Annotated in this window: 22 protein-coding genes; 4 read left to right on the top strand and 18 right to left on the bottom strand. The window is 67.7% G+C overall.

Translation table 11 applies throughout. From position 1 onward, the window contains the following. Positions 1 to 34 precede the first annotated feature (34 nt). The 14 genes from FO470_RS13055 to FO470_RS12990 all read right to left on the bottom strand — a co-directional run bounded on the left by FO470_RS13055 (position 35) and on the right by FO470_RS12990 (position 14,910). Positions 35 to 1,234: a M23 family metallopeptidase gene (locus FO470_RS13055; protein ID WP_144343412.1), complete on the bottom strand. Its 1,200-nt coding sequence runs from the start codon at positions 1,232 to 1,234 to the stop codon at positions 35 to 37. Positions 1,235 to 1,343: 109 nt separating this feature from the next. After that, a complete protein-coding gene (locus tag FO470_RS13050; protein ID WP_144343411.1) occupies positions 1,344 to 2,000 on the bottom strand; it encodes a protein-L-isoaspartate(D-aspartate) O-methyltransferase in 657 nt (218 codons plus the stop codon). Between the two features lie 38 nt (positions 2,001 to 2,038). Continuing rightward, positions 2,039 to 2,803 (bottom strand): 5'/3'-nucleotidase SurE, encoded by a 765-nt coding sequence (gene surE / locus FO470_RS13045; RefSeq protein ID WP_144343410.1) that lies wholly within the window; start codon positions 2,801 to 2,803, stop codon positions 2,039 to 2,041. 24 nt (positions 2,804 to 2,827) lie between these two features. After that, positions 2,828 to 4,276: a serine--tRNA ligase gene (gene serS / locus FO470_RS13040; protein ID WP_144343409.1), complete on the bottom strand. Its 1,449-nt coding sequence runs from the start codon at positions 4,274 to 4,276 to the stop codon at positions 2,828 to 2,830. 28 nt (positions 4,277 to 4,304) lie between these two features. Beyond that, a complete protein-coding gene (gene tatC, locus FO470_RS13035) occupies positions 4,305 to 5,096 on the bottom strand; it encodes a twin-arginine translocase subunit TatC (RefSeq protein ID WP_144343408.1) in 792 nt (263 codons plus the stop codon). Beyond that, on the bottom strand, positions 5,093 to 5,941 hold the full coding sequence (tatB, locus tag FO470_RS13030) for a Sec-independent protein translocase protein TatB (protein ID WP_144343407.1): 849 nt from the start codon (positions 5,939 to 5,941) through the stop codon (positions 5,093 to 5,095). Before tatB ends, tatC begins: the two co-directional genes overlap by 4 nt. 60 nt (positions 5,942 to 6,001) lie before the next feature. Continuing rightward, positions 6,002 to 6,226: a twin-arginine translocase TatA/TatE family subunit gene (locus tag FO470_RS13025; protein ID WP_144343406.1), complete on the bottom strand. Its 225-nt coding sequence runs from the start codon at positions 6,224 to 6,226 to the stop codon at positions 6,002 to 6,004. 67 nt (positions 6,227 to 6,293) lie between these two features. Continuing rightward, positions 6,294 to 7,373, bottom strand: a complete 1,080-nt coding sequence (locus FO470_RS13020; protein WP_144343405.1) for an ABC transporter ATP-binding protein — start codon at positions 7,371 to 7,373, stop codon at positions 6,294 to 6,296. Positions 7,374 to 7,409: 36 nt separating this feature from the next. Beyond that, entirely contained in the window at positions 7,410 to 8,159 is a 750-nt protein-coding gene (scpB, locus tag FO470_RS13015; RefSeq protein ID WP_144343404.1) for an SMC-Scp complex subunit ScpB, read from the bottom strand. Beyond that, positions 8,156 to 8,965: a segregation and condensation protein A gene (locus FO470_RS13010; RefSeq protein ID WP_144343403.1), complete on the bottom strand. Its 810-nt coding sequence runs from the start codon at positions 8,963 to 8,965 to the stop codon at positions 8,156 to 8,158. The genes scpB and FO470_RS13010 overlap by 4 nt, the downstream gene beginning before the upstream one ends. A gap of 19 nt (positions 8,966 to 8,984) precedes the next feature. After that, positions 8,985 to 10,013, bottom strand: coding sequence for a beta-N-acetylhexosaminidase (gene nagZ / locus FO470_RS13005; RefSeq protein ID WP_144343402.1), 1,029 nt, complete (start codon positions 10,011 to 10,013; stop codon positions 8,985 to 8,987). 19 nt (positions 10,014 to 10,032) lie between these two features. After that, positions 10,033 to 11,832, bottom strand: coding sequence for an SPOR domain-containing protein (locus FO470_RS13000; RefSeq protein WP_144343401.1), 1,800 nt, complete (start codon positions 11,830 to 11,832; stop codon positions 10,033 to 10,035). Between the two features lie 92 nt (positions 11,833 to 11,924). Continuing rightward, positions 11,925 to 13,691, bottom strand: coding sequence for an arginine--tRNA ligase (gene argS, locus FO470_RS12995; protein WP_144343400.1), 1,767 nt, complete (start codon positions 13,689 to 13,691; stop codon positions 11,925 to 11,927). 46 nt (positions 13,692 to 13,737) lie between these two features. After that, positions 13,738 to 14,910, bottom strand: coding sequence for a deoxyguanosinetriphosphate triphosphohydrolase (locus FO470_RS12990; RefSeq protein WP_144343399.1), 1,173 nt, complete (start codon positions 14,908 to 14,910; stop codon positions 13,738 to 13,740). A 98-nt stretch (positions 14,911 to 15,008) separates the two neighbouring features. Here FO470_RS12990 and FO470_RS12985 point away from each other — a divergent pair, with 98 nt between their 5' ends. Genes FO470_RS12985 through xth form a run of 3 tightly spaced genes read left to right on the top strand, consistent with a single transcriptional unit; the run spans position 15,009 to position 16,955 of the window. Then, positions 15,009 to 15,380: a HesB/IscA family protein gene (locus FO470_RS12985; protein ID WP_144343398.1), complete on the top strand. Its 372-nt coding sequence runs from the start codon at positions 15,009 to 15,011 to the stop codon at positions 15,378 to 15,380. Continuing rightward, positions 15,380 to 16,129 (top strand): 5'-methylthioadenosine/adenosylhomocysteine nucleosidase, encoded by a 750-nt coding sequence (locus tag FO470_RS12980; RefSeq protein ID WP_144343397.1) that lies wholly within the window; start codon positions 15,380 to 15,382, stop codon positions 16,127 to 16,129. Before FO470_RS12985 ends, FO470_RS12980 begins: the two co-directional genes overlap by 1 nt. 37 nt (positions 16,130 to 16,166) lie before the next feature. Then, positions 16,167 to 16,955, top strand: a complete 789-nt coding sequence (gene xth / locus FO470_RS12975) for an exodeoxyribonuclease III (protein ID WP_144343396.1) — start codon at positions 16,167 to 16,169, stop codon at positions 16,953 to 16,955. Between the two features lie 24 nt (positions 16,956 to 16,979). Here the strand turns inward: xth and FO470_RS12970 are convergent, their stop codons facing one another. Both FO470_RS12970 and ilvD read right to left on the bottom strand, forming a co-directional pair. Continuing rightward, positions 16,980 to 17,822, bottom strand: coding sequence for a tetratricopeptide repeat protein (locus FO470_RS12970; protein WP_418655054.1), 843 nt, complete (start codon positions 17,820 to 17,822; stop codon positions 16,980 to 16,982). After that, positions 17,809 to 19,536 carry a dihydroxy-acid dehydratase gene (gene ilvD / locus FO470_RS12965; RefSeq protein WP_144343395.1) on the bottom strand — a complete coding sequence of 576 codons (1,728 nt, stop codon included), beginning with the start codon at positions 19,534 to 19,536 and terminating at the stop codon, positions 17,809 to 17,811. Before ilvD ends, FO470_RS12970 begins: the two co-directional genes overlap by 14 nt. A 487-nt stretch (positions 19,537 to 20,023) precedes the next feature. On the opposite strand from ilvD, the gene FO470_RS12960 reads away from it, so the two are divergent. Then, complete coding sequence (locus tag FO470_RS12960; RefSeq protein WP_144343394.1) at positions 20,024 to 20,224, top strand: hypothetical protein; 201 nt, start codon at positions 20,024 to 20,026, stop codon at positions 20,222 to 20,224. A 12-nt stretch (positions 20,225 to 20,236) separates the two neighbouring features. Here FO470_RS12960 and FO470_RS12955 read toward each other — a convergent pair whose 3' ends face one another. Next, positions 20,237 to 20,953 (bottom strand): MgtC/SapB family protein, encoded by a 717-nt coding sequence (locus FO470_RS12955; protein WP_144343393.1) that lies wholly within the window; start codon positions 20,951 to 20,953, stop codon positions 20,237 to 20,239. A 44-nt stretch (positions 20,954 to 20,997) separates the two neighbouring features. Further along, positions 20,998 to 23,835, bottom strand: a complete 2,838-nt coding sequence (locus FO470_RS12950) for a valine--tRNA ligase (RefSeq protein WP_144343392.1) — start codon at positions 23,833 to 23,835, stop codon at positions 20,998 to 21,000. Between the last annotated feature and the right edge of the window lie 29 nt (positions 23,836 to 23,864).

Below are 23,864 nucleotides of genomic sequence, written 5' to 3'. Positions count from 1 at the left end.
GTCAGGGGCCTTGCTTGTCAGGCAAATCGAACGGTCAGAGACCGGCGAGGTACTGGGACGGATCGACCGGCTGCGAACCCTTGCGGATCTCGAAATGCAGCTGGGGCGAGGTGACGCTGCCGGTCTGGCCGGCCTTGGCGATCACCTGACCACGCTTGACCGTGTCGCCCTTCTTCACGTCCAGCGCGCTGTTGTGTGCATAGGCGGTGACATAGCCGTTCGAGTGCTTGATCAGTACGAGGTTACCGTAGCCCTTGAGCTCGCTTCCGGCATAGGCGACGACGCCATCCTCGGCCGCCTTGACCGAGGTGCCTTCCGGCACCGAGACGTTGATGCCTTCATTCTGCTGCCCGCCGGGCTTCGGCCCGAAGCCGGAGATGACGCGGCCACGCACCGGCCAGCGGAACTGCGAGCCACCGTCCGAGCGCGCGTCGTCCGGTGTTTCGGACGGCTTCACGGCGGCGATGGTCTGCGGCTTCTCGGCCTGCGCCGCCGGAGCGACGGCGACCGAAGCGGGTTTGGCGGCTGCGGCCGCCGGCGCAGCCGCGACAACGGGGGTTGTGGCGGCCGGCTTGGCGGCCACGGGAGTCAACGCGGGAGCGGCCGCCGGCGTCGTCGGCTTCGGGGCAGCGGCGACCATCGTGGAACCGGCACCCGGAATGGTCAGCTTCCGGCCGATCTGCACCTGCGCGTTGGGATCGAGACCATTGGCAGCGGCGAGAGCGCTGCGCGAGAGGCCGTAATTGCGGGCGATCGAGCTCAGAGTCTGGCCGGAGGTGACGACATGCGAGCCACCGCCCGTCGCGGCAGCCGCAACCTGCGGAGCGGGCTTCGGCGCGGCAAGAGCCTGCGGCTGGGAACCATAGAGCGGCTGCGTGCCGCCATAATTCGACGAAGCGGAAGGCGGCGCGTAGGTCGGCGCAGCGCTGGCCACACGCGGCGCGCCGTAGGGCGCAGTGGCGACGGCCGGCGTACCGTAGGGCGCCGAAGAACCGTAGGTCGAGGGGTACGCAGCGGCGACAGGCTGGCTGGAAATCGGCGCCCGCTGCACCGTCCCCGTGGGAGCGGACGCCACTGACCCCGTATAGGCCGGTGAACCTGAAAAGGGATTGGCATTGGGGTCGTTGAAGCGGCTCACGTCGGAGCTACAGGCGGCTGCCCCGCTCGCAACGAGGGCAACGATGGAAAGCCGCACCAGTGGACCGGAACCGGACGCCGACAAAAGATTACGCATCGCACCACACCCGAACGCTAGACTTGAGGATGATTAATGCGGCGTACAGGTAAACGTCGGCTTAAGTCCGACGCATCAAAGCAGGAAAAATGACGGATTCGCGGCGACTTCAGAGCACGGCCGCGACGCCGCTCAGCATCGGGACGAAGCGCACCAACCCGAGCTCGCGCTGCTCCAGCCCCTCCGGCCCGCGACGGTAGCGCATGAGCGCCTGCGTCCCCTCCGGCGGGCCGACGGGCGCGACGAGGATGCCGTTGGGAGCGAGCTGATCGAACAGGGCGGACGGCACTTCTTCCACAGCCGCGCCCAGCACAATGCGGTCGAAGGGCGCGCGGGCGCGATAGCCGAGCCTGCCATCGGCAAGGAACACCTCGACATTGGCGAGGCCCAGCGATCCGATCCGCCGCGCCGCCGCCTCGGCCAGCGTCCGGAAGCGCTCCAGCGTGACCACATGGCCGGCGATGTGTCCGAGAATGGCCGCGTAGTACCCGGTCCCGGTCCCGATCTCGAGCACGGTATGCGTGCCTTCGAGTTCCAGCGCCGTCGTCATCAGCGCGAGCACGGTGGGCTGGCTGATGGTCTGGCCGCAATCGACCGGCAGCGCCTGGTCGTTCCAGGCGAGGTTGCGGAAGACCGGCTCGACGAAACGCTCGCGGGGCACCTGCTCGAAGGCGCGCATGACCGGCCGGTCGCGTATGCCGCGCTTGCGCAACGCCAGCAGCAGCTCGGCGCGCTCGACAGCTTCGTCCTTGTCGGGTCCGGTCAAGGGCCGTCTTCCTCCCCGTCGCTTTTACCGCAGAGGTATCAGCGGGAGAATAGCTGCGCGAGCCGCGTCATCATCGGCTCGTCGGTCATGTCGAGCCGCAGCGGCGTGACCGAGATGCAGCCTTGATCGAGCGCGTGGAGGTCCGAGCCGTTCACGGTATCGAAGATGCGTTTCTCGAAGGCGATCCAGAAATAGGGATTGCCGCGTCCGTCCGCCCGCTCGTCGATGCGCAGCAGGTCCTGATTGCGCCGCCCCTGCGCCGTGACCGCGATACCCTTCACCTCGTCGACGGGACGGTTGGGGAAGTTCACGTTGACGAGGATGCCCTCCGGAATCCCTTCGTCCAGCAGCGTGCGCACGACCTTCGGACCCCAGTGCTCCGCCACGTGATAGGGCGGCGCCTTCCGCGTCTCGAGGCCATAGGCCTGCGACAGCGCGATGGAAGGAATGCCGAGCACCGTGCCTTCCATGGCGCCGGCGACGGTGCCGGAATAGCCCACATCCTCGGCGACGTTCTGGCCGCGATTGATGCCCGAGAGCACGAGGTCGGGCTTGGCGTCCTTCAATATGTGCCGGACGGCCATGATCACGCAGTCAGTCGGTGTCCCCTTCACGGCGAAGCGCCGCTCCTCCACCTGACGCAGGCGCAGCGGATCGGAGAGCGAGAGAGAGTGCGACACGCCCGACTGATCGAACTCGGGCGCCACCACCCACACATCGTCCGACAGCGCGCGCGCGATCCGCGCGCAGGCGTCGAGCCCCGGAGCATGGATGCCGTCGTCGTTCGTGACCAGGATGCGCATCGCCCGTTCCGTCCCCTTCTCGCTCTACCGCTCGATCTTCGTCAGCCCGCCCATATAGGGCACCAGCACGTCCGGCACCGTCACCGAGCCGTCCTCGTTCTGGTAGTTCTCGAGGATCGCCACCATGGCGCGCCCCACCGCCACGCCCGAACCGTTGAGCGTGTGGACGAAGCGCGGGGACTTCGCGTCCTTCGGACGGTAGCGCGCGTTCATGCGGCGCGCCTGGAAATCGGAGCAGGTCGAGACCGACGAAATCTCGCGATAGGCGTCCTGCCCCGGCAGCCACACCTCGATGTCGAAGGTACGGGCCGAGGCGAAGCCCATGTCGCCGGTGCACAGCGTCACCACCCGGTGGTGCAGGTCGAGCTTCTTCAGCACCGCCTGCGCGCAGGCGAGCATGCGCTCCTGCTCTTCCAGCGACTTCTCGGGCGTGGTGATGGAGACCATCTCCACCTTGTTGAACTGGTGCTGACGGATCATCCCGCGCGTATCGCGCCCCGCCGATCCCGCCTCGGCGCGGAAGCAGGGTGTGAGCGCGGTGAAGCGCAGCGGCAGCTCTTCCTCGGAGAGGATAGACTGGGCCACGAGGTTGGTCAGCGGCACCTCGGCCGTAGGAATGAGCCAAAAGCTGGCTCGCTCGGGAATAAGAGCAACAGCCTTTTCGTAAAAATCTCCGTCAACCAAGTCGAAAAGCGTAACTTCGCTCTCAAGCTTCTTTAGCTCCTGCGCAGCAAGCTTTCGGGCCTGAATGTCATTCTCGCGATACAATTCCTTGTTTGATAACTTGTACCCAGCAGCGAACTGATCCTCCCGGAACTTCGGAAGCTGAGCCGTGCCGAACATCGCCTCGTCCCGCACGAGCACGGGCGGCGCCACTTCCATGTAGCCATGCTCGGTCGTGTGCGTGTCGATGAAGAACTGGCCGATGGCCCGCTCCAGCCGCGCCAGCCTGTTCTTCAGGACGACGAAGCGGGCGCCGGAGAGCTTTGCCGCGGCTTCGAAATCCATCTGGCCGAGCGCCTCGCCGATCTCGAAATGCTGCTTCGGCGTGAAGGCATAGGCGCGCTTCTCGCCGAAGCGCGTGAACTCGACATTGTCGTGCTCGTCCTTGCCGAAAGGAACCTCGGCCAGCGGCGCGTTCGGGATGGCGGCGAGCTTTTCGAACAGCTCGGCCTCGGCCGCCTTCACGTCCTCTTCCAGCGCGGGAATGTCGGTCTTGAGCGCGGCAACCTCGGCCATCAGCGCCTCGGCGCGGTCGTTCTGGCCGTCCTTCTTGGCGGCGCCGATCTCCTTGGAGGCGGCGTTGCGACGGGCCTGTAGCTCTTCCAGCTTGCCGATGCCGCTCCGGCGGCGCTCGTCGAGCGCGATCAGGCCATCGACCAGCGCCTGCGCCTCGGCCTCGATCGTGCCGCGCCGCACCAGCGCGTCGACAAGACCGCGCGGCTCCTCGCGGATCCACTTGATGTCGTGCATGGAAGTCCGTCCTTCAGAACCATCCGCCTCAGGCGGCGGAACTCTCCGTCGCCTCTGCCGCCGAGCGCTTCTTCTCGATGACGCGCACGAGGTAGACCGAGACCTCGTAGAGAAGCAAGGTCGGGATGGCCAGAGCGAACTGGCTTACCACATCCGGCGGCGTCAGCACCGCCGCCAGGACGAACACGCCGACGATGGCGTAGCGGCGGAACTTCTTGAGCTGGTCGGAGGTGACGATGCCGATCCGCGCCAGAAGGGTCAGGACGACGGGCAACTGGAAGCAGATGCCGAAGGCGAAGATCAGCGTCATGATCAGCGACAGATATTCGCTGACCTGCGGCAGCATCGAGATTTCCGCCGAGCCCGGCCCCGCCATCTGCTGCATGGAGAGGAAGTAGGTCATCGCCAGCGGCATGGCGACGAAATAGACGAAGCCCGCCCCGATGAGGAAGCACACCGGCGTCGCGATGAGATAGGGCCGGAAGGCGTTACGCTCGTGGCTGTAGAGGCCCGGCGCCACGAACATGTAGATCTGCGTCGCCACGATGGGGAAGGAGATGAACGCCGCCCCGAACATGCCGAGCTTGATCTGCGTGAACAGGAATTCCTGCGGCGCCGTGTAAATGAGCTTCACGTGCTCCGTCCCGCCGGCCGCAAACTCATAGGGCCAGAGCAGGATGTTGTAGATGAACTTGCCCAGCATGAAGCAGGCAATGAAGGCGATGAAGAAGGCGATCAGCGACTTGATCAGCCGCGCGCGCAGCTCGATCAGGTGTTCGATCAGCGGAGCCTTGGAGGCGTCGATGTCATCCTGGCTCATGCGGCCGGCCCTTCATTGCCGGTATCCGGCTTCGCCTTGGCGCGCGGCTTCGCCGCCACCTTGCCGGTCGTCTTCGGTTCGGGCTTCGAGGCCGGCTTGCGCGCGGGTGCCGGCGCGTCGAGATCAGCGACGGCAGCCGACACTTCGGGCTCGACGGTAGCGTTCTTGCGCGGCGCGCGCCGGACGGCAGGTTTCTTCGGCGTCGCTTCGGCCGATGCCGCAACTTTCGCCGCCGGCTTGGCGGCGACCCGACTACGCTTCGGCTTAGCGTCCGCCGCGGCCTGCGCGACGGCCGGCTCCGTCTTTGCGGTCGCGGTCTTGCCCTCGGTCCCGGCGGGCTCGCTCTTGGCGGCTTCCGCCTTGACCGGCTCGGTCTTCGCCGGCTCCAGCTGAGCGGCAGCGGTGCGCACCTCCTCTTCGATGGTCTCGAAGGGGTGCGGCTCCAGATCGCCCGGGGGCGGAAGCTGGTCCGCCACGGCATCCGATGCCGACGCGGTGCCTGCCGCTGGCAGATCGGCGCGTTCCACGCTGCCGGTCGGCGCCTTCAGCTCCGTCTCGATATCCTGCAGGGGGTTGGTCGGAATCGCGTTCGAGATGGAATTTCGCGCATCCGTGGCGAGGCCGGAAAGATCGTTCTTGAGCGCGCTGACATTATCCTTGAGGTCGGACAGCTCCGCCTCGCGCAGCGCCTCGTTGAACTGGCCCTGGAACTCGCCCGCCATGCGCCGCAGCTTGGCGACGCCCTGCCCGACCGTGCGCAGGACGCGCGGCAATTCCTTCGGCCCGATCACCACGAGGGCGACGACGCCGATCACCAGAAGCTCGGACCAGCCGATATCAAACATGCGTTAAGCCGGGGCCGCGATCCGCGGCCCTCCCCGATCCGTGAGGCCGACAGGCCGAAATCAGCTGACCTTGGTCTGCTCGGCTTCCACCTTGGACGGATGCTCGATCGAACGCACCGGCTCCGCCGGCTTCGCCGGCGTCTCTTCGTCGTCGGCCATGCCCTTCTTGAAGGCCTTGATGCCCTTGGCGGCATCGCCCATCAGCTCGGACAGCTTGCCGCGACCGAAGAGGAGGAGCACCACCACCAGCACGATGATCCAATGCCAGATGCTCAACGAACCCATAACACCAACTCCCTGTCCGAAACGCCGCCGGCCCCTCGCGGCCGCGCATCGCAATTGAACCCGGACACTAGGGCCGGCCCGTGGCGAAGACAAGGACCTCCGCCGGCTCGATGTTCACTCCGACGTCATGCCCACGCAATAGGCCCGCCTTGGTGCGACGTCTTGCGACCAAAGGACGATCGAGCCCCGCCACGGCCACCTCGTAGAGGTCGAGTTCACCGAGAAAACGGTGATTGACGATTCGACCCGGCACGCCCGAGCCGGGGGCCATGAGCTCGATCCCCTGCGGCCGGATGGCGGCAACCGCCGGCGTACCCTCGGCGAGGCCGGGTGCGGCGAAAGACCCGAGCGGGGTCACGACTTGGCCACCGGTGACGTCTCCCTCCACCTCGTTGGTTTCACAGAAGAAACGGGCGACGTCGAGGTCCACCGGGTGGAGGTAGAGCTCATCCGGCGTGCCCACCTGAACCAGCACGCCCTTGCGCATCAGCGCGATACGGTCGCCCAGTCGCATGGCTTCCTCGGGGTCGTGCGTGACGATGATGCAGGTCGCGCGGGCGTCGCGCAGCACCTTGAGCGTTTCGGTGCGCACACTGCTCCGGAGCCGACTGTCGAGCCCGGAGAACGGCTCGTCCATAAGGAGAATGCCGGGGCGTGGCACGAGCGCGCGGGCCAGGGCGACGCGCTGCTGCTCGCCGCCGGAAAGGGCATGTGGATAGTCGCCTGCGTGCTCCTCCAGCCGCACTCTCTGAAGCGCCCGGACCGCCTCGTCATGCGCCTCCGCCGGCTTCAGCGCCCGCAGGCCGAAGGCGACGTTCTGCACGTTGGTGAGATGGGGAAACAGCGCATAATCTTGGAAGACGAGGCCGATATTGCGCTTCTCCGGCGGCACGAAGACGCCCGGTCCGGCCACCACCTGCTTGTCGAGCAGGATACGCCCGCTCGACGGGCGCTCAATACCGGCGATCAGCCGCAGCAGCGTGGTCTTTCCGCAACCGGACTGACCGAGCAGGCAGATGATCTCACCCGGCTCGATGGTGAGGGAGACACCGCGCACGGCCTCCACCTCGTCATAGCCATGACGCACGTCTTCGAGCGTCAGGCGGCTGGCGAGGGAGACCGGGGTGCGGGCCAGCGCGTGATACATGCGGGTTCTCCTGTCGCTGGCGAGGATTGGAAGGCGTCAGCCCTCCTCGTCCTCGCCCCCGTACTCTTCGCCCTCGTCCGACTCGGGCGCGAAGGACAGGTCGAATTCCGGCTCCAACGGATCCTCATCGTCCTTCAGCGCCGGATCGTCGCTCGGCAAGGGCACCGTTAGGCCCGCGGAGACCCGCGCGTCAATCAGGCCGGTGCCACGCAGTTCATCGAGGCCCGGCAAGTCGCCGATGGTGTCCAGCCCGTAGTGAACGAGAAAGGTCTCCGTCGTCCCGTAGGTCACCGGCCGTCCGGGGCTGCGGCGGCGGCCGCGCAACCGGATCCAGCCGGACGCGAGGAGCACGTCGAGCGTGCCCTTGTTGGTCGAGACACCACGGATTTCCTCGATCTCCGCGCGCGTCACCGGCTGGTGATAGGCGATGATCGCCAGCGTCTCGAGCGCCGCGCGCGACAGGCGGCGCGGCTCCGGTTTGTCGCGCGCCAGCAGGAAGCCGAGATCGGGCGCGGTGCGCAGCATCCACTTCCCGGCCACGCGAACGAGATTGACCCCCCGGTCGGCATAGTCGGCGGAGAGATCGGCGAGCAGCCCGCGCACATCCGCACCTTCCGGCAGCCGCGCGGCGATGGTCGCCTCGTCGAGCGGCTCGCCGGCGGCGAACAGCATGGCTTCCAGCAGGCGCAGCGCCGGATCCCGCCCAGGGCGCGACGCCGCAGACGCGGTCTCCTGCGCAACATCTTCATCTGCCGGGCGAACGGAACGGGCGGCCTCCGCGCTCATGCGCCCTCCTCCGGCCCGGCATCACCCCGGCTGCGGATCCAGATCGGCGCGAAGGCGTCGTCCTGCTGCACCTCGATCAGGCCCTCGCGCACCATCTCCAGCGTCGCCGAGAAACCCGAGGCGAGCGCCGTCGCCCGCATCTTGGGATCGGCGATCCAGTTCAGCAGAAAACCGTCGAGCCGCGCCCACTCGCCGTGCAGCGCCAGCCGGCCGATCAGCCGCTCCAGCCGCTCGCGCGCATCGGCCAGCGAGATGACGTTGCGCGGGGCGAAGCGCACATGGGAAAGCGCCATCTTCTGGCGCTGGGCACCGTAGGCGGCGAGCAGGTCATAAAGCGTCGCCTCGTAGACCACCGGGCCGGAAGGCACCAGCGGCTCCGGGGCGCCACGCGGGAAGACCTCGTGGCCGATACGGTCGCGGGTGGCGAGATGGGCGGCGGCGGCGCGGATGCGCTCCAGCCGGCGCAGCCGCTCGGCGAGATCAGCCGCGAGTTCGGAAGCGCTCGGCCCCTCCTCCTTCGGAGGGTCCGGCAACAGCAGGCGCGATTTCAGATAGGCGAGCCAGGCCGCCATGACCAGGTAGTCGGCGGCGAGTTCCAGCCTTATGCGCCGCGCCTCGTCGACGAAGTGCAGATACTGCTCGGCAAGTTCGAGGATGGAGATCCGCGAGAGGTCCACCTTCTGCGTGCGCGCCAGCGCCAGCAGCAGGTCCAGCGGTCCTTCGAAGCCGTCGACGTCGACCACCAGCGCGGGATCGCCCGCCTGGCGCACGGCATCCGCTTCGAACGAGAACTGGCTTTGAACCATGGCAGACCGCGGCTGGCGTTCAGGACGCCGCGATCATATCCGAAAAACGCGCGCGTGCCTCGCTCAGCACCATTTCCTCGACCGGCGCGATCCGCGCGAGGGCCGCAGCGCAGCGTCGTGCCGCCTCCCCCTCCAGTACCGGCGAGCGCGACGCCACTTCGCGCATCTCGTCGATGCGGCCGTTGCAGTGAAGCGCGAGGTCGCAGCCGGCGGCGAAGGAGGCCTCGGCCCGGCTGGCCAGCGAGCCGGCAAGGGCGCCCATGGAGAGATCGTCGCTCATCAGCGCGCCATCGAAACCGATATGGCCGCGGATGATCTCGTCGATCACGCGCTTCGACGTCGTCGCCGGACGGTCCGGGTCTATCGCCGTGTAGACGACATGCGCCGTCATGCCGAGCGGCAGGTCCGCCAGCAGGCGGAACGGCTCGAAGTCCGTGGCCTCCAGTTCCGCCCGCGACGTCTCGACGACCGGCAGGCTCTCATGGCTGTCGGCACGCGCACGGCCATGGCCGGGAATGTGCTTGAGAACCGGCAGGACACCACCGCTCATCAGCCCTTCCGCCGCCGCACGGGCGAGCGCCGCGACCTGCACGGGCGTCGAACCATAGGCCCGGTCGCCGATGATGCCATGGCCCTCCGGCAGGCGGAGATCGGCACAGGGAACGCAATCCACATTGATGCCGACGGCCGCGAGGTCGGTCGCCATCAGCCGCGCGCCGAGCCGCGCCGCGGTCGCCGCAGCCTGCGGATCGCCAGCCTCGGCGCGGCGGGCGAACACTTCCGCCGGCGGGTAGACCGGCCAGTGCGGCGGCCCGAGGCGCTGCACCCGCCCGCCTTCCTGATCGATCAGCACCGGCGCATCCTCGCGCCCGACGATGGCGCGGAAGGCATTGACCAGCGCGGCTACCTGCGCCGGCGCCTCGACATTGCGGCGGAACAGGATCAGCCCCCAAGGGGCGGCTTCCCGCAGGAAGTCGACCTCGTCGGGCGTGAAGAAGGTGCCGGCGCACCCGGTAATGAAGGCGCGCGGCGCCGTGGACTGGCTCATGTCGGGAAACGCCGCCGGATCAGTTACGCTGAACCATGCAGTCGCCGCCCTGCGCACGCAGCGCCTCGCAGAGAGCCACCGCACCGTCGCGAGAGCTGAACGAACCTACCTGGGCGCGATAATAGACGCCACGGTCGCCGAGATCGGCGCGGCGGACGGCAAAGGGCTGATTGCCGAGAATGCCGGGATACTTCGACTGCATCGAGCGCCAGGTCGACTGGGCCTCCGCCTCCGAACGGACCGACGCGATCTGAACGACATAGTTGCCCGCCGGAGCCGGCGTAGACGTCGCCGCTGGAGCAGGGGTCGGCGCCGTCGCCACACGCGCCGGCTGCGAATTGGCCGAAACGTTATCGACGATGGACGGCGTGGAGGCGAGCGGCGTCGGATCGGTGGACACCGGCTCACCCGTGCCCGAGTTCAGCGGGATCGGCGCCGAAACCGTCGGCTGCGCGGAAGACTGGACCGGAGCGGCGGCGACGGGAGTCGGGGCGGAATCGGTGCCGTCCTCTACGATGGTGCCATCCGCCCGGACGGTGAGCGTACGCACACGCTTCGGCTCGGCGGCGTTGGCCGGCGTGGCGGCGGGCGGCGCCGTCTGGATCACGCGCGGCTGCGGCTGGGCAGCCTGCGAAACGTCGACCGGCTGCTCCTCGCTGGAGACCACCTGCTCATTGCCCGTCGTCGGGCTGCCGCCCACGCGATCATAGATGAGCTTCTGACCGTCGCTCGTCGGCTCCTGAACCGGCTGGCTCGGCACGACCTTGTTCGGCCCCTGGTCGGCCCGGATCACCGGCGGCTCACCGCTCGCCACCTGCGTGCCCTTCGGCCCGGACAGGAACATGATGGCACCGGCGCCGGCGGCGACGAGGGCAATGACGGCCACACCGACCAGAAGCAGCCGGCGACGCCCGCGCCGCGGCAGGTCTTCGTCGACCTCGTAAACCTCGTAGGAATCCGGCTCGCCCGCGTCGCCGTCATCGTAATCAGCGGCGGAGCGTCCATAATCATAGGCGTCCTCGTCCGGCTCGAAGGCCTGACCGGGGCGCGGCGCCTGCCCTCGGGCAGTGGCCGAGGGGGCGGAGGCCGGCGCCTCGGCCGCACGCGCGGCAGCGGCGGAACGGGCCATCCAGGACGGAAGACGCGCCTCGGGCGGAGCGCCCTCTTCAGCTTCGCCCCGCGCGGCAGCCGCACGGGGCGCATCCTCGACCCGGGGTGTCTCGGCACGAGGCGCTTCAGCGCGCGGGGCATCGGGACGCGGGGTTTCGGCGCGAGCCTGCGAACGCGGCGACGGCGCCGCCGGATCGAAAGGCTGGCCCAGAGCGCGCGAGACCGCGTCGGCGATGTTGTCGGAGAACTGCTCGCTGTCGAACGATGCCGAAGGCGCGGGACGGCGCGGCTCGGTCGGCTGCGGACGCGGCGGCACATAGGGCGCACGAGGCTCGGCGGGACGCGGTTCCGGGGCACGAGCCAGCGGCGCACGCGGCTCGGCGGGACGCTCCGCGACGGGGCGCTCGGGCGGACGCGGCGGCGGGGATGCCGGGCGATGGGTGCCCTCGCTATAGACTTCGGCGGCAAGCGCGGCGAACGAGCCCGGCGCCGGACGTCCGGCTTCAGCAGGCGCGCGCGGAGCAACGGGGCGCGGCGGAGGCGCAGCCGGCTGCGGCGCACGGGACGCAGGAGTCGCCGGACGGCGCGCCGCCTGAGACTGGCGCAGCAGATCGGCAAACTCGTCTTCCTGCCCCATCATACGGGCAAGTTCGGCGAGCGGATCCTCGGCCGGAACTTCCTGCCGATTGCGCATGGTGTCGTTGCCCATTTCACAGAACCTGTTCGCAGCGCGTTATCGATAACCGCCCGGAGGGCGGCCTTGCGGCGGCGGCAGGTCGAACGATCCGTCGCGCGACGCGCTCACCGCATTTCTTTGGGAGCATCGACCCCAAGAACGGAAAGTCCCGAAGCGATGATCAGCGCGACTGCGTGCACAAGCGCCAGCCGCGCGTAGGTTGACTTTCGATCATCTTCGATAATGAAGCGTAAATGTGGCAGGTCTTTCCCGCGATTCCACTGTGCATGCAGGGCGCTGGCGAGCTCATAGAGGTAGAAGGCCAGCCGGTGCGGCTCGCGGGCGACCGCCGCCTGCTCGATGATCCGCGGATAGCTGGCGATCTGCTTGATGAGGGTGATCTCCCCCTCGTCGCTCAGCAGCGTCAGGTCCTCGCCGGCGAAGGCGGATGCCGCGTCCGGCAGGTCCGCGAAAGCCTCCTTCGCGTTGCGCAGGATCGAGCTCGCCCGGGCATGGGCGTACTGGACGTAGAAGACCGGGTTGTCGCGCGTCTGCTCGATCACCTTGGCGAGATCGAAGTCGAGCACCGCATCGTTCTTGCGGTTGATCATCATGAAGCGCACCGCGTCGCGGCCCACCTCGTCGACCACGTCGCGCAGGGTCACGAAGTCCCCCGCCCGCTTCGACATCTTCACCGGCTCGCCGTTCCGCAACAGCCGCACGAGCTGGCACAGCTCGACGTCGAGGCTGCCCTCGCCGTTCGTGGCCGCCTTCACCGCCGCCTGCATGCGCTTGACGTAGCCGCCATGATCGGCGCCCCAGACGTCGATCATGCGCTTGAAACCGCGATCGAACTTGTCCTTGTGATAGGCGATATCGGCCGCGAAATAGGTGTAGGCGCCATCCGACTTCATCAGCGGACGGTCGACGTCGTCGCCGAACTGCATAGCGCGGAACAGCGTCTGCTCGCGGTCCTCCCAGTCCTCGACGGGCTGGCCCTTCGGCGGCGGCAGGCGGCCTTCATAAACGAGATCGCGGGCGCGCAGGCTCTCCATCATGCGGTCGATGATGCTCGGCGCGCCGTTCGGCCGGGCGTGCAGCGTGCGCTCGGAGAAGAAAACCTCGTGATGGATGTTGAGCGCGGCAAGGTCGCCGCGGATCATCGCCATCATTGCGTCGATCGAAACGTCGCGCACCAGCGGCAGCCATTCGTTCTCGGGCTTGTCGAGCAGGGTGCGGCCGTACTTCGTCACCAGCGCCTTGCCGACCGGAACGAGATAGTCGCCGGGATAGAGCCCCTCGGGAATCGAGATCGCCTCCCCCAGCGCCTCGCGGTAGCGCAGGAAGGCCGAACGGGCGAGCACGTCGACCTGCGCACCGGCGTCGTTGATGTAGTACTCGCGCGTCACCTTCCAGCCGGCGAAAGCCAGAAGGTTCGCCAGCGCATCACCGAATACGGCGCCCCGGCAATGGCCGACATGCATGGGTCCGGTCGGGTTCGCGGAGACATATTCCACATTGATCGCTTGTCCGGCGCCGGCATCCGTGCGGCCATAGCCGCTCCCCGCCTCGAGCACGGCGGCGACCACGCGCGGCCAATAGGACGCATCGAGCGCGATGTTGATGAAGCCGGGGCCGGCGACATCCACCTTCGCCACGCCGGGCAGGGTCACCAGCCGGGCAACGAGCTTCTCGGCGAGATCGCGCGGCTTCAGGCCCGCATCCTTGGCCAGCACCATCGCCGCGTTGGTGGCGAGGTCGCCATGGCTGGGATCGCGCGGCGGCTCGACCACCACGCGCGCCGTATCGATGCCGGCGGGCACGGCGCCCTCGGCGATAAGCTGGCCGACGGCATCGCGGACGTGATCGGCGAAGATCGCGAACAGGTTCATTTTGGAAAACTCCCGGCACGGCAGGCCCGACAAGGGGTGGCTGGCGCTACCGCAGTTCCGCTGCCCTGTCAAAGAGACGGGCATGCTCGGCGAGCGCATAGCGGTCGGTCTGCCCGGCCAGAAAATCGGCGATACGACGCGCCCGCGCCGCCTCCGTCCGGCCTTCGACGCTGGCACGCCATTCCGGCGGCAGCGCGTCGGTGTCCGCCATGTAGCGCTCGAACAGCTCACGCACGACATCGCCGGCCGCTTCCATGGTCCGCACCACACGCGGATGACGATACATCCGGGGAAACAGGAAGGACTTGATGGCCCTCTCCGCCTCGGCCGTCCCGGCCGAGAAGCCGACCATCGGCCGGCCGAGTCGGCGAATATCATCCGCACTCGAAGGACCGGCCGCAGAAATGCGCCGGTGCGCCTCGCCCACCACGTCGGCGATGAGCGCCGTGATCATGCGGCGCCCGAGCTCATGGATGAAACGCGAGCGGTCGAGGCCCGGCCAGCGCTCCTCGATGCCGGCGATGATGGCGCCGACCAGCGGCAGGTCCTTCAGCTCATCGATCCCGAACAGGTCGGCACGCAGCCCGTCGTCGAGATCGTGCACGTCATAGGCGATGTCGTCGGCGATGGCGGCGACCTGCGCCTCGGCCGATGGCCAGCTCCACAGCCACAGGTCCTGCCGCTCGGCATGCACCTCGATGGCGTGCGGCAACGGCGCCTGCTGCGGGCCGTTGTGCTTCACGATGCCCTCGTGAACCTCCCAGGAGAGGTTCAGCCCGTCGAAATCGGGATAGCGGTTTTCCAGTCGGGTCACGACGCGCAGCGACTGGGCATTGTGATCGAAGCCGCCATAGGTACGCATGCAGGCATCAAGAACGCGCTCGCCGGCATGGGCGAAGGGCGGATGGCCGAGATCATGCGCCAGCGCCAGCGCCTCGCTCAGATCCTCGTCGAGGCCCAGCGCACGGGCGATGGAGCGGGCGACCTGCACCACCTCCAGCGTATGGGTCAGGCGCGTGCGGTAATGGTCTCCCTCGTGATAGGAGAAGACCTGCGTCTTGTAGGCGAGACGGCGGAAGGCGCTGGAATGGATGATGCGATCGGCATCGCGCCGAAAAGCACTGCGCGCATCGGCGCCCGGCTCCGGATAAAGCCGGCCACGACTATCCTCCGCTCTCGACGCCCATGGCGCGCGCGGCTCCGCCCCGGCCACCGCCATGCGCGATCTCCCTGCCAAACCCTCGTGAAGCCCCTTTGACTCGGGGGCGGCAGCACTTAACTATTCGGACAGGTCATATTCAACCCGAAGTACGCGACATGAGCGCAAGCCCTTCGACAGACAACGCTTCTCCCGAAGCCGCCGCCGTTTCGGTCGGCGTTACCGCCAGCGCCGCGCGGCGTATCGCGGAGATTCTCAGTGCCGAGCCGCCTCAAAGCATGCTGCGCGTCAGCGTGGAAGGCGGCGGCTGCTCCGGCTTCCAGTACAAGTTCGACATCACCCGCGAGCGCGAGGCGGACGACATCGTCATCGCCGAAGGCAAGGCGACGGTGGTGATCGATCCGGTCTCGCTGGAATTCATGTCCGGCTCGAACATCGATTTCGTCGACGATCTGATCGGCGCCTCGTTCCGCATCGAGAATCCCCACGCCACGGCCTCGTGCGGCTGCGGCACCAGCTTCGCCCTGTGATGGGCCCGGTCGCCGTTCTCTGCGCCATTCCGCAGGAATTCGCCTTCCTCGCCGACAATCTGACCGGCGCCGAGGTTACCGAGCGCGCCGGCATGGTCTTTCATGCCGGCCGGCTCGACGGTCATGCGGTGGTGCTGGCGCGGGCCGGCATGGGCAAAGTGAACGCTGCGGTCGCCGCCACGCTGCTGATCGAGCGTTTCGACTGCCGCGTCCTGCTGTTTTCCGGCATCGCCGGCGGTCTCGACCCGGAACTCGCCATCGGCGACGTGGTGATCGCCGATCACGTCGTGCAGCATGACGCCGGCTATACCGCCGAGGATGGCTTCGTCGTCTATCAGGCGGGCCACCAGCCCTTCTTCAACCCTCACGACGAACTCGGCCATGCCGCCGATGGGGACCTGATCGCCCGTGTGCGGGCCGCTCTGGAAGAACTCAGCCTTGCCCCGCTGTCAGCCGGCGGCGGCAAAAAGCCGCCACGCCTGCATTACGGACGCATCCTCACCGGCGACCAGTTCGTGAACTCCGAGACACTGCGCGAGCGCCTGTTCCGCGAACTCGGCGGCGCGGCGGTGGAGATGGAGGGCGCGGCGATGGCACAGGTCTGCGTTGCCTTCGGGGTGCCGTGGCTGGTGGTGCGCGCGCTCTCGGATCTCGCCGGCAGCCAGTCCCATTTCGATTTCCGCCAGTTCGTGGACGAGGTTGCCCTCTCCTCCGCGCTCATCGTGCGCCGGCTGCTGCCGGTGCTGTAGACTGGCGGCCCGATTCACCGCCCCGCACGAGGTCCCGATGCGCATCGCCACCTGGAACGTCAACTCGATCAAGCAGCGGCAGGAACACGCCGTCGCCTGGTTGCAGGAGACGAAGCCAGACGTCGTCTGCCTGCAGGAGATCAAGTGCGTCGACGAGGCGTTCCCCCGCGAGGCCTTCGAAGCCCTCGGCTACAACGTCGCGGTGCACGGGCAGAAGGGTTTCAACGGCGTCGCGGTGCTCTCGCGCCTGCCCTTCGACGAGGTGACCTCCGGCCTGCCGGGCGACGATGGCGACGTGCAGTCGCGCTTCATCGAGGTCGTGGTGTCGACGAGCGAGGGCGTGCTGCGCGTGTGCGGCATCTACCTGCCGAACGGCAACCCCGTCGACACCGAGAAATATCCGTACAAGCTGGGCTGGATGAAGCGGCTGAAGGCGCACATCGCAAGCCGCCTCAGCTATGAGGAGCCATTTGTCGTCTGCGGCGACTACAACGTTATTCCCGCCCCCGAGGATGCAGCTCATCCCGAGGCGTGGGTAAACGACGCGCTGTTCCTGCCACAGACCCGCGCAGCCTTCCGCGAGATTCTCAATCTCGGCATGGTGGATGCGCTGCGGACGACAACCGACGCGGCGGGGCTCTACAGCTTCTGGGACTATCAGGCCGGGGCCTGGCAGCGGAACAACGGCATCCGCATCGACCACCTGCTGCTGTCGCCGCAGGCTACCGACCGGCTAAGGGCGGTCGGTATCGACAAGGACGTGCGCGGCTGGGAAAAGCCGTCCGATCACGTGCCCGTCTGGGCGGAGCTGGCGCTCAAGGCCTGAGCCCCGCGGCGAGGCCTAAACCGCTCAGCGGTCGGCCTTCATGTATTGTTCGAGGTAGACCAGCGCCATGGCGCGCTCGTCGGACGAGGCATTGGCGAAGGCGTCCTCGTAGAGTTCCACCACCCATTTGTCGTCCGGGCCGGCGGCCGCGTCGCGCGCCAGGGTCAGCCACATCAGGCCGCGCGCCGCCTGGCGCGGGATCCCGTCATCGCCCTTGAACAGCAGCCCGCCGAGCGCGGCCTGCGCCTGGTACTGGCCCTTATGGGCGGCAAGCCCGAGCCAGCGGGCCGCGAAGCGCGGATCGCGGTCAACGCCGTCGCCGTCGATATAGAGGCGCGCGAGATGGTACTGCGCGGCCGGGTCACCGAAATAGGAGGCGGCGTAGGCGAACATGTCCCGCGCGCGGGTCGTGTCGCGGCGCACCTTGCTGTTGGGGATGCCGACCAGATAGTAGGCGCCGAGCGCGACGAAGGCGTCCGCCGCGAAGCGGGCTTCCGGCGCCGCCGGGTTGTCGTCGGCGTGCATGTTGGCGATCTGGCTGAAATATTCGAACGCCTTGATGTCGTTGCGCTCGACGCCCTCGCCTTCCGCATACATACGGCCGAGCTTCCACTGCGCGCCCGCATGGCCCTGATCGGCCGCGTAGCGCAGCGAGTCGATGCCCTTCTCGGTCTCGCCCGAGCGCAGCGCCTGCGCGCCGAGACGGACGATCTCCTCCACCGTGCGCGGCTTGCCGGCCACGCCGGACTTCACCGGCCCGCCGTCGCTGCCCGGCGTGCCGTCAAAAGCCGAGGCCAGCGACGGCGCCAGCGCGACGGCGATCACAACGAGGAATGGCCTGAGGGCCGAACGGTCAAATATCCGCATAGCACGTTGTCTCGGCCGCGCCGCCGGGATGAGTGACCGCGCCCTCACGGGCGGGCCCCACGGCCTGCGCGAACTTCCAGATGGCCCCCGAGCCGACGGGCGAAGGACGGGGCTTCCACTCCGCCTTGCGGGCGGCGAGTTCCTCGTCCGAGAGCGCCACGTCCAGCGTGCCCTCGATTGCGTCGATAGTGATGATATCGCCGTCGCGGATCAGCCCGATCGGGCCGCCGACGGCCGCCTCCGGCCCGACATGGCCGATGCAGAAGCCGCGCGTGGCGCCCGAGAAGCGTCCGTCCGTGATCAGCGCCACCTTGTCGCCCTTGCCCTGTCCATAGAGCGCGGCGGTAGTGGACAGCATTTCCCGCATGCCGGGACCACCCTTGGGCCCCTCATAGCGGATGACCAGAACCTCACCGTCCTCATAGGCACGCTTGGTCACGGCCTCGAAGCAGGCCTCCTCGCCATCGAAGCAGCGCGCCGGGCCGGTGAACTTCAGATTCTTCAGCCCCGCCACCTTCACGATGGCTCCATCCGGAGCGAGGTTGCCCTGAAGGCCAACCACGCCGCCGGTGGCGGTGATGGGATCGTTCGCCGGGCGCACCACGTCCTGATGCGGGTTCCACTTCACCGAGGCGAGATTCTCCGCGATGGTACGACCGGTCACGGTGAGGCAGTCGCCGTGCAGGAAGCCGTGTTCCAGCAGCGTCTTCATCAGCAGCGGGATGCCGCCGGCCTCGAACATGTCCTTGGCGACATAGCGGCCGCCCGGCTTGAGGTCGGCGATATAGGGCGTGCGCTTGAAGATCTCGGCGACATCGAACAGGTCGAACTTGATGCCGGCTTCGTGCGCCATGGCCGGCAAATGCAGCGCGGCGTTGGTGGAACCGCCCGAGGCGGCGACCACGGTCGCGGCATTCTCCAGCGCCTTGCGGGTCACGATCTCGCGCGGGCGGATGTTGCGGGCGACCAGGTCCATCACCTGTTCGCCGGCCGCCATGCAGAACTTGTCGCGGATCTCGTAGGGCGCGGGCGCGCCGGCCGAATAGGGCAGCGCGAGGCCGATCGCCTCGGAAACGGTTGCCATCGTGTTGGCGGTGAACTGGGCGCCGCAGGCGCCGGCCGACGGGCAGGCCACCTGCTCCAGCTCGTCGAGATCGTCGTCCGACATGGCGCCGACCGAGTGCTTGCCGACCGCCTCGAACAGATCCTGCACCGTCACCGGCTGGCCCCGGTAGGAGCCGGGCAGGATCGAGCCGCCATAGATGAAGATCGACGGCACGTTGAGGCGCAGCATCGCCATCATCATGCCGGGAAGAGACTTGTCGCAGCCGGCGAGGCCGATCAGCGCGTCATAGGCGTGGCCGCGCATGGTCAGCTCAACCGAGTCGGCGATGACCTCCCGCGACGCCAGCGAGGCCTTCATGCCCTCGTGGCCCATGGCGATGCCGTCGGTGACGGTGATGGTGCAGAACTCGCGCGGCGTACCGTTGGCCGCCGCGACGCCCTTCTTCACCACCTGCGCCTGGCGCATCAGCGAGATGTTGCAGGGCGCGGCTTCGTTCCAGCAGGAAGCGACCCCTACCAGCGGCTGATGAATCTGCTCGCGGGTCAGGCCCATGGCATAGAGATAGGAGCGATGCGGGGCACGCGCCGGACCTTCCGTCACATGACGGCTCGGCAAGTTCCGCTTGTCGATGATGGTCCTGACGTTCATGTCTACTTCACGCATCCCGGCGCGGAGGTTCACTCGGGTAACTGCACCCGGACACTACTATCCTCCGTCTATCAGTCGGATTTCGTGCCGGTTTGTGGCGGCTTCGCGGCGCCTCGGCGTTCGGCTCGGGTTATGGTTGCGAATGCGTGACACTGTTGCAGCTTCGACACGGCTGCGGAACACCTCTGCACGCTTCCCGCCCGCGACACAGCGCCGTCAATGCCGCACTCGGAAATCCCCATAAACCACTGATTTATAAGAAAATATCTTTCGAGATGCCCATCTCCTGCGCGCCGTCGGCGGCAGCGCTTTCCTTCAAGCAATCGCCCCGAGGCTTGTCAGGCAGACACGGCTCGCGCCCTCGGCCTCACTCCCGATCGCCGGCGCACGATCCGGCGTCATCGTTCCGTCATATGGGGCCAAGGCGGGTATGTTATGCCCCGTGGACCGCGCGCCGATGCGCGGCTGCAAAGGGAGGAAGAACCACATGTCGAGCGGCAACATCGTCGAGCGGCTGAGGGCCATGGCGGCGGACCTCGAACGGTTTCCGCGCGACAAGGTCGAGGATGAACTGTCCGAAGCGGCGGACGTGATCGAGCGCCTGCGCGCCGAACTCGACCGGCTGCTGCCGCCGGCTTCCACAGATGCCTCACATCCTCCGGTGCCGCCGAACCCGCAGGCGAGCTGAAATGCCCCCTCGCTAGTCGGAACTGCTCCGCGTCCAGTCGCCCGACGCCACACCGGGTAAAGTCCGCAGCTTCGCCACCACGGCGTCAAGCTCGGCCGAGCGCAGCGAGGTATTGACCAGCGTGGCGCGCACCTCGCTCTCGCCGGATGGCCGGTCGGTGATCTCCACCTCGTCCACCGGCAGCCGCGCGGCCTCCAGCTGGGATATCAGCCGGGCGCGGGCATCGGAGGCCTGCGCCGCCGGCACGCGGATGCCAATCTCGTAGACCGCCTCGGTCGCCTCGTCGTCGCGCGGAAGGCGCTCAAGGGCCGTCACCAGCGGACGCAGCATCGTGTTGCCCGCCAGCACGAACAAGGTGAGCAGAACCGCCTGCGCCAGCAGGTCGGCCCCCGCGCAGGCGCCGACCGCCGCCGAACACCAGAGCGTCGCCGCCGTGTTCAGGCCGCGAATATTGGTGCCTTCCTTCATGATCACGCCGGCACCGAGGAAGCCGATGCCGGAGACCACATAGGCCACCACCCGCACCGCCCCGTCCGGGCCGGCGAGATGCATCGCCATGTCGACGAACTGGCAGGCGCCGACCGCCACCAGCACGTTCGTGCGCAGGCCGGCCGTCCGCTGACGATACTGCCGCTCGGCGCCGATCAGCGTCCCCATCGCGAAGGCAACGAGGAGGCTGATAATGGTCGAGGCGAAGTCGCTCGCCTCGAAGGCCTCGATGAACGCCATTGCGGCCCCGCCCCCGTCCGCAGTCCGCAGTCCGCCGCCCGCCGTCAGGCGGCCTTGCCCAGACGGACGAGCGCCTCGCGGATCTTGGCGGCCCGCGCCTCGGCACTTTCGCGGCGCTCGCGCTGCTCCTCGATCACCTCTTCCGGTGCCCGTCGGATGAAGTCGGCATTGCCGAGCTTGGCATCGACCTTGGCGATATCGTCGGCAGCCTTGGCGAGCTCCTTCGAAAGCCGCGCCGCTTCCGCATCCATGTCGATGATGCCGGCCAGCGGCAGCGCCGCCGTCTCGCCACGCACGACGACCTGTACCGACCCAGCCGGCGCTTCCGGCTCGAAGGCGATGGCGGACAGGCGGGCGAGCCGGACCAGAGCATCCTGCCAGGCGCCCACCCGGTCGATGGTGAGGGCGTTCGCTCCCACGAGCACCAGCGGAATCTGGGCTCCGGCCGGCACGTTCATCTCGGCACGGACGGAGCGGATCTCGGTGACCAGATCGACCAGCCAGCCGATCTCAGCCTCCGCCTCGGGGGCTTCCATCCCGTCGAGCTTCGACCAGGCAGCAAGCGCCAGAAGGCTCGTGCGGGGAGCGCCGCCCTCGGTGGTGCGCGCCCAGAGCTCCTCGGTGAGGAACGGCATGAACGGGTGCAGCAGCTTGAGAATCTCGTCGAGCACGAAGGCCGTCGTCGCCCGCGTCTCGGCCATCCACTGCGCGTCACCGCCGGTGAAGACGGGCTTGGCGAGCTCCAGATACCAGTCGCAGAAGATATTCCACACGAAACGATAGGCGGCGCCCGCCGCCTCGTTGAACTTGTAGGCCTCCAGCGCCTCGGTGATCTCCAGCCCGGCCCGCTGGGTCTCGCCGAGAATCCAGCGGTTCAGGGTCGTCTCGACCTTGTGCGGATCGAAAGCCGGATCCCGCCCACACCCGTTCATCTCGGCGAAGCGGGCGGCGTTCCAGAGCTTGGTCGCGAAGTTGCGATAGCCCTCGACGCGGCTGGTCGCCAGCTTGATGTCGCGCCCCTGCGCGGCCATGGCCGCGAGCGTGAAGCGTAGCGCGTCGGCACCGTACTTACCCACGAGATCGAGCGGATCGATCACATTGCCCTTGGACTTCGACATCTTGGCGCCCTTCTCGTCGCGGACGAGGGCGTGGATGTAGATGTCCTTGAACGGCACCTCGCCGTCCATGAAGTGCAAGCCCATCATCATCATCCGGGCGACCCAGAAGAAGATGATGTCGAAGCCGGTGATCAGCACGGACGTCGGGTAATAGCGCTTGAGCTCCGGCGTCTCGTCGGGCCAGCCAAGCGTCGAGAACGGCCACAGCGCGGAGGAGAACCACGTGTCGAGCACATCCTCGTCGCGGGTGATCAGGTTCGCGCGCTTGTCGGCGTTGACGGCCAGTTCCTTGGCCTCGGCGTCGGTGATGATGCCGGCCTGCACGCAATGGGCGAGCGCGGCGGCGACGGCCTCCTCCTCCGTCTCCTCGACGAAGACCGTCCCGTCCGGCCCATACCAGGCCGGGATCTGGTGGCCCCACCAGAGCTGGCGCGAGACGCACCAGGGCTGGATGTTCTCCAGCCACTCGAAATAGGTCTTCTCCCAGTTCTTCGGCACGAAACCCGCGCGACCCTCGCGCACGGCGGCGAGCGCCGGCTGGGCGAGCGTGTGGGCATCGACGTACCACTGGTCGGTGAGCCACGGCTCGATGACCACGTTGGAGCGGTCGCCATGGGGAACCATGTTGGTGTGCGGCTCGATCCGGTCGAGCAGCCCGCGCTCCTCCATCAGGGAGACGATGGCCTTGCGCGCCGCCTCGCGGCTCTGGCCTTCCAGCGCCAGCACGGCGTCGAGATCGGCGCCCGTCACGGCGTCATCGAGAAAGTCGGCGTTGCCGGCCAGAGTCAGGCGCGCCTCGGCGTCGAGCACGTTGATCATCGGTAGGTCGTGCCGCCGGCCGACCTCGAAGTCGTTGAAGTCGTGCGCCGGGGTGATCTTCACCGCGCCCGTGCCCTTGGTCGGGTCGGAGTATTCATCCGCGACGATCGGGATCAGCCGGCCGACCAGCGGCAGCCGCACCTTCGCGCCGGCGGCGACGAGGCCCTGATAGCGTGGGTCCTCCGGATGGACCGCAACCGCGGTGTCGCCCAGCATGGTCTCAGGTCGTGTGGTGGCGACGACGATGTAGTCGCGCGTCTCGAACTCGGTCGGCTGGCCGTTCTCGTCGAAGGCGACCGGGTGCGGATAGGTGACGCCGTCGGCCAGCGGATAGCGGAAATGCCAGAGATGGCCCTTCACCTCGACCTGAAGCACCTCCAGATCGGAGATGGCCGACTGGAACTTCGGGTCCCAGTTGACCAGCCGCTTGTCCTTGTAGATCAGCCCTTCCTTGTAGAGCTGCACGAACACCTTGAGGACGGCGCGCGACAGGCCCTCGTCCATGGTGAAGCGTTCGCGCGACCAGTCACAGGACGCGCCGAGCTTCTTGAGCTGGTTGATGATGGTGCCGCCGGATTCTTCCTTCCACTTCCAGACGCGCTCGACGAAGGCCTCGCGGCCCAGTTCGCGGCGTCCGGGAAGCTGGCGCTCGGCGAGCTGGCGCTCGACCACCATCTGCGTGGCGATGCCGGCGTGGTCGGTGCCGACCTGCCAGAGCACGTCCTTGCCGCGCATGCGCTCGAAACGGCAGAGAATGTCCTGCAACGTGTTGTTGAGCGCGTGCCCCATATGGAGCGAGCCGGTCACGTTCGGCGGCGGAATGACGATGCAGTAGGGATCGGCCCCTGCCCGCTCGGGACGCCCGGCCTTGAACGCATCGGCATCCAGCCAGGTCTGGTAGATGCGGTCTTCGACTGCGGCGGGATCGAACCTGTTGTCGAGCATTTTGGCTCCGGCACCTCGAATGAAGAGGG

This window comes from Ancylobacter moscoviensis (assembly GCF_007559435.1).
GTDB classification, from domain to species: domain Bacteria; phylum Pseudomonadota; class Alphaproteobacteria; order Rhizobiales; family Xanthobacteraceae; genus Ancylobacter; species Ancylobacter moscoviensis.
The sequence above is the reverse complement of the archived record's forward strand: the minus strand, read 5'-3'. Positions and strand labels throughout refer to the sequence as shown.

Excerpts from the sequence above, each read along its gene's own strand:
- FO470_RS13055 (WP_144343412.1), bottom strand. The coding sequence starts at position 1,234 with ATGCGTAATCTTTTGTCGGCGTCCGGTTCCGGTCCACTGGTGCGGCTT.
- surE (WP_144343410.1), bottom strand. The coding sequence starts at position 2,803 with ATGCGCATCCTGGTCACGAACGACGACGGCATCCATGCTCCGGGGCTC.
- serS (WP_144343409.1), bottom strand. The coding sequence starts at position 4,276 with ATGCACGACATCAAGTGGATCCGCGAGGAGCCGCGCGGTCTTGTCGAC.
- tatC (WP_144343408.1), bottom strand. The coding sequence starts at position 5,096 with ATGAGCCAGGATGACATCGACGCCTCCAAGGCTCCGCTGATCGAACAC.
- tatB (WP_144343407.1), bottom strand. The coding sequence starts at position 5,941 with ATGTTTGATATCGGCTGGTCCGAGCTTCTGGTGATCGGCGTCGTCGCC.
- FO470_RS13025 (WP_144343406.1), bottom strand. The coding sequence starts at position 6,226 with ATGGGTTCGTTGAGCATCTGGCATTGGATCATCGTGCTGGTGGTGGTG.
- FO470_RS13020 (WP_144343405.1), bottom strand. The coding sequence starts at position 7,373 with ATGTATCACGCGCTGGCCCGCACCCCGGTCTCCCTCGCCAGCCGCCTG.
- scpB (WP_144343404.1), bottom strand. The coding sequence starts at position 8,159 with ATGAGCGCGGAGGCCGCCCGTTCCGTTCGCCCGGCAGATGAAGATGTT.
- FO470_RS13010 (WP_144343403.1), bottom strand. The coding sequence starts at position 8,965 with ATGGTTCAAAGCCAGTTCTCGTTCGAAGCGGATGCCGTGCGCCAGGCG.
- nagZ (WP_144343402.1), bottom strand. The coding sequence starts at position 10,013 with ATGAGCCAGTCCACGGCGCCGCGCGCCTTCATTACCGGGTGCGCCGGC.
- FO470_RS13000 (WP_144343401.1), bottom strand. The coding sequence starts at position 11,832 with ATGGGCAACGACACCATGCGCAATCGGCAGGAAGTTCCGGCCGAGGAT.
- argS (WP_144343400.1), bottom strand. The coding sequence starts at position 13,691 with ATGAACCTGTTCGCGATCTTCGCCGATCACGTCCGCGATGCCGTCGGC.
- FO470_RS12990 (WP_144343399.1), bottom strand. The coding sequence starts at position 14,910 with ATGGCGGTGGCCGGGGCGGAGCCGCGCGCGCCATGGGCGTCGAGAGCG.
- FO470_RS12985 (WP_144343398.1), top strand. The coding sequence starts at position 15,009 with ATGAGCGCAAGCCCTTCGACAGACAACGCTTCTCCCGAAGCCGCCGCC.
- FO470_RS12980 (WP_144343397.1), top strand. The coding sequence starts at position 15,380 with ATGGGCCCGGTCGCCGTTCTCTGCGCCATTCCGCAGGAATTCGCCTTC.
- xth (WP_144343396.1), top strand. The coding sequence starts at position 16,167 with ATGCGCATCGCCACCTGGAACGTCAACTCGATCAAGCAGCGGCAGGAA.
- FO470_RS12970 (WP_418655054.1), bottom strand. The coding sequence starts at position 17,822 with ATGCGGATATTTGACCGTTCGGCCCTCAGGCCATTCCTCGTTGTGATC.
- ilvD (WP_144343395.1), bottom strand. The coding sequence starts at position 19,536 with ATGAACGTCAGGACCATCATCGACAAGCGGAACTTGCCGAGCCGTCAT.
- FO470_RS12960 (WP_144343394.1), top strand. The coding sequence starts at position 20,024 with ATGTCGAGCGGCAACATCGTCGAGCGGCTGAGGGCCATGGCGGCGGAC.
- FO470_RS12955 (WP_144343393.1), bottom strand. The coding sequence starts at position 20,953 with ATGGCGTTCATCGAGGCCTTCGAGGCGAGCGACTTCGCCTCGACCATT.
- FO470_RS12950 (WP_144343392.1), bottom strand. The coding sequence starts at position 23,835 with ATGCTCGACAACAGGTTCGATCCCGCCGCAGTCGAAGACCGCATCTAC.